Raw genomic sequence first — 4,254 nt, 5'->3', positions numbered from 1 at the left:
GGGGACGGGCAGGCTTAGTTGGCAATCAATTACGTGCTTTGGCACTGTCGGAAACCGCTCGCAGTCGGCTCAATACTGTCTTTATGTTTTGCTATTTTCTAGGCGGAGCCTTTGGCACATACATAGGTGCAGAGCTAAGCCTGCGATTTGGATGGTTTGGCATTGCGTTGCTTGGCGTTATCACCTCCCTGATCGTCATGTTCTTCAACTTCACAGGGATGCTGTCTTTGTTCCGGCGGCCATCTCCCCCTTCGTGGTAATATGAGGATTATGTCTAAGGTTTCCCCAATTCGTTGGCTAGGTGTTTACGTAGCGTCTGAAGAAACACCGTCAGCCTAGGGGAGACTTTTGGCTCGGCACGTAATAGGTGGATTTCCTGAGTCTGCCGTTGAGGATCATCAAAGACTTTCACGAGCCGCCCTGCGTTAATATCAGTACCGACTACCCAGTTAGGAAGGAATGCAATACCTAATCCATGGACAGCCGAAATACGCAGTGCGTCAAAATCATTGCAGCGTAAATAGATATGGTGCTTCCTCTCGGGATCCTGATAGATCACCCTCCGCCAACATATCGAATAGGGATCCTGAAATTTATCTAGTAGATGATGCCCTTCAAGTTCATCAAGTCCGCTTGGATGACCATGGTTCTGCAGATAAAACGGGCTTGCACATGCTATCCAATACTGGTCCGCAATATGAGTGGCATACAGTACGCTGTCCTTTAGGGGACCAATTCTGATGACGGCATCAAGCCGTTCGATCGATGGATTAGTCAACCGTTCAGTCAAATCCAACGCAAGATCAATATCAGGGAAGTTTTTCTTGAACTCAGATAGCCATGGGAATATATGAAGTTTGGCGAAGGTGGGCAAACAGCTAACACGTAAAGTTCCTTTAAGCCCTGTATTCATTGAGCCGATTTCACTATACATATCACAGAGAGCATCAAGGATTTTTATTGATCGAAGATATAAGGCCTCTCCAGCATCGGTAAGCATTAGACCACGGGGCGAACGGATAAATAATTTTATCCTCATCACATCTTCAAGCCTGTTTATTTTGCGCATGATCGAGGATGGGTTCACCCCGTGCCTGCGTGCAACAGAAGAAAATGAACCATTTCTGGCAATATCAATAAATAGAGATAAGTTTTCCGTATATCTGTACAAGTCCATATGCACACCATTTATAACTTTCGTTTCTGACGTTTATGCTGTTGAGGGCAAATGATGAGTTCAAAGATAAACCATAACACATTTTATTCTGGGGCTATAGTCTGATACTTATAGAGCGAACACTCATGATTACTGAGTTTTGCGTTTTGAGATGAGAATATCCAGAACCGCCAGGGCAAGGTCTTGAGAGCAGACTCAACGGGCAAGGCCGCTGAGTCTGCAACAGGGGATTAGCCAAGCACTTTAGCGCGTAGCGCCTGTTTTTCCTGCTCGCTGAGGAACGCCATCTTCAGGCCGTTTTCCTGCGCGGTGCGGATTTCCTGCGGGGTTAATCCGGCTTGTGGAGCCGCCACGTGGTATTCATGCTCAATCTCGATGCCTTGCACGGCCGGATCGTCGGTATTGATTGAGGCCAGCACGCCGTGGCGTAGGAAGGTGGCCAGCGGGTGCTGTGCCAGTGAAGACACGGTGCTGGTTTGTATATTCGAGGTCAGGCACGATTCAACCCCGATGGCATGCTGCGCCAGGTAATCCATCAGTGCCGGATCTTCCACTGCTTTAACCCCATGGCCGATGCGCTCTGCACCCAACTCACGGATCGCCTGCCAGATGCTTTCTGGGCCAGCGGCTTCACCGGCATGAACGGTAATGCGCAGGCCTGCGTCACGAGCACGGTTGAAATGGCTGAGGAACAGGCTGCCAGGGAAGCCCAGCTCATCACCAGCCAGATCCAACGCGGTAATGCCGTCGCGGTGGGCCAGCAAAGCGTCTAGCTCTTGCAGGCAGGCGGCTTCGCCGAAGGTACGGCTCATGATACCAATCAGGCGCACGTCAAGATCGCGGTCGCGGCAACCAGAGCGAACGCCGTCAATTACCGCTTCCACCACGCCAGCCACCGGTAGCTGGTGCTTCATCGCCATGTAGTAAGGGGAGAAACGCAGCTCGGCGTAGTGCAACCCAGCGTTTGCCGCATCTTCCACGTTTTCATAGGCCACGCGACGGCAGGCGTCCAGATCGCCCAGTACCGCCACACCCCAGTCCAGCTTTTGCAAAAAGCTCATCAGATCGGGTTCGGTATGGGTGATTTGCACATGGGGAAGCAGGGCAGCCAGCTCGTTGGCGGGCAGGGCTAGATTGAACTGGCGCCCCAGATCAAGAATGGTTTGCGCGCGGATGTTACCGTCCAGATGACGGTGAATATCGGTAAGGGGCAAGCGGGAGTCAATCATGGCGGCACTCATTATTTTTGTATAGGTAAAGTGCAGATCAGTATAAAAACAAACGAATGAAAATAGCCATATCGTTGCATGAAAAAGTGACTCAAATCACATTAAACTGCGATACCGATCGCAGTTTAGGGCAAAGCTAAGTCACCTTGGGCTAGGTGTGTTTTGGAGAAGTGCAGTCAGACCATAAACCAGGGGCACTCGGCCCCTGGCGATATAGCCTATTTTGCGTCCAGGACAAATTGTAACGCGGCGATCAGCTTATCCATCCCAGCTTCAACCTTGCTGCGTGGGCAGCCGACGTTCAAGCGCAGGAAACCACGGCCCTCTTCGCCATAGGTAAAGCCGGGCATGATGGCGACTTTCTCACGTTCGATCAGCACCTGCTGCAATTCGCGGTCGTCAATGCCCAACGGGCGTATATCGATCCACGCCAGATAGGTGGCCTGCGGTGGCTGCCAGTTTAGCTGTGGCAATGCCTGGTTGAGCCGTTCGGCCACGTAGGTCAGGTTATCTTGCAGATAGTCGCGCAGCGCGTCTAGCCAAGGCTCGCCGTGGCGATAGGCGGCAATATGGGCTGCCACCGCCAGCACCGCAGGTGAGGATAATCCATCGCGGGTTTTTAGTGCCTGAACGTAGCTATCCCGCGCGCTATCATCGCTGATAAAGCCATAGGCTCCAGTGAGCGCCGGAATGTTGAAGGTTTTAGAGCCGGAAGTCAGCAATGCCCACGGGGTTGTAGCCACCTGGCTCCATGGCGTATGACGATGTTCCCCCCAAACCATATCCATATGGATCTCATCGCTGATCACCTTCACGTCATGGCGTTCGCACAGCTCTGCCATCTGCTCCAGCTCTTGCTGTGTCCACACCTTGCCGGTGGGGTTTTGCGGGCTGCACAACAGCAGGATCTTGGTTTGCGGCCGGGCCAGCAGGGCTTCCAGATGCGCCATGTCGCATTGCCAATCATTATCCACTTTGTGCAGCGGGCAAGGTAACACCTGGCGCTGATTACCCAGGATCACCTTATAGAACGCATCATAGGCTGGCGTATGGGTGACCACATATTCTCCCGGAGCCGACCAGATACGCACCAGCTGTGCCACCATGTAAATCACCGAAGGGCCATAGACCGCCTTGGTCGTATCGATGGAGGCATTGAAGCGTTGTTGATACCAATGCCGCACCGCGCCAAGAAAGTCTTCATGCTGCCAGCGGCTGTAGCCCAACACGCCGTGTTGCAGGCGCTTTTCCAGGGCTTCAAGAATGCAGGGGGCGGTGGCGAAATCCATATCGGAGATGGTAAAAGGCAGCAGATCTGCGGTGCCAAACCGGTCGGCGATGTAGTCCCACTGGGTGCACCAGGTACCGTGACGATCTACCGGGGTAGAAAAATCAAACATGTGAAACTCCGAACAAGGGCGCAGCAGGCTGCGCCCGGAGGGATGGTTATGCGTTGGCCATCAGTGATTCTAACTCATCTTTCACCGATTGCACCTGTGGGCCAATAACCACTTGTAGGTTATGGTCATTAAGGTGCACCACGCCGATAGCCCGGTTGGCTTTCAGCACCGCATCATCCACCTTGCTCATATCGTTAACCGACATACGCAGGCGGGTAATGCAGTTATCCAGCGAAACGATATTCTCTTTACCGCCCAACGCCGCCAGGATAGCAGGCACGTTATAGCCGGATTTACCCACGGCACCGACAGGGGCGCTCTGTGTAGCGGTGGTTTCCGTCTCACGGCCCGGCGTTTTAATGTTCCAGCGCTGGATGGCGAAGCGGAAGATCGCATAGTAGGCAACGAACCAGATGGCGGCTACCAACGGCACCAGATACCACTTGGT

At 52.9% G+C, this 4,254-nt stretch carries 4 protein-coding genes and 1 pseudogene; 1 reads left to right on the top strand and 4 read right to left on the bottom strand.

Annotated elements, in window-relative coordinates:
* Positions 1–260: pseudogene (locus JHD74_RS26735) on the top strand (hypothetical protein); the annotation flags it as partial.
* A gap of 14 nt (positions 261–274) precedes the next feature.
* Here JHD74_RS26735 and JHD74_RS25460 read toward each other — a convergent pair.
* From JHD74_RS25460 to JHD74_RS25445, 4 genes are all read right to left on the bottom strand, one after another.
* Positions 275–1,177 carry a LysR family transcriptional regulator gene (locus JHD74_RS25460; RefSeq protein ID WP_173409350.1) on the bottom strand — a complete coding sequence of 301 codons (903 nt, stop codon included), beginning with the start codon at positions 1,175–1,177 and terminating at the stop codon, positions 275–277.
* A 230-nt stretch (positions 1,178–1,407) separates the two neighbouring features.
* Positions 1,408–2,406: an adenosine deaminase gene (add, locus tag JHD74_RS25455; RefSeq protein ID WP_199063834.1), complete on the bottom strand. Its 999-nt coding sequence runs from the start codon at positions 2,404–2,406 to the stop codon at positions 1,408–1,410.
* Between the two features lie 218 nt (positions 2,407–2,624).
* Positions 2,625–3,806: a MalY/PatB family protein gene (locus tag JHD74_RS25450; RefSeq protein ID WP_199063833.1), complete on the bottom strand. Its 1,182-nt coding sequence runs from the start codon at positions 3,804–3,806 to the stop codon at positions 2,625–2,627.
* 46 nt (positions 3,807–3,852) lie between these two features.
* A partial coding sequence (locus JHD74_RS25445) for a glucose PTS transporter subunit EIIB (RefSeq protein WP_199063832.1) occupies positions 3,853–4,254 on the bottom strand: 402 nt, incomplete at its 5' end.

It is taken from the genome of Serratia sp. ASV30, assembly GCF_016428815.1.
GTDB lineage: Bacteria > Pseudomonadota > Gammaproteobacteria > Enterobacterales > Enterobacteriaceae > Chania > Chania fonticola_C.
This window is presented reverse-complemented; position numbering and strand designations above follow the sequence as displayed.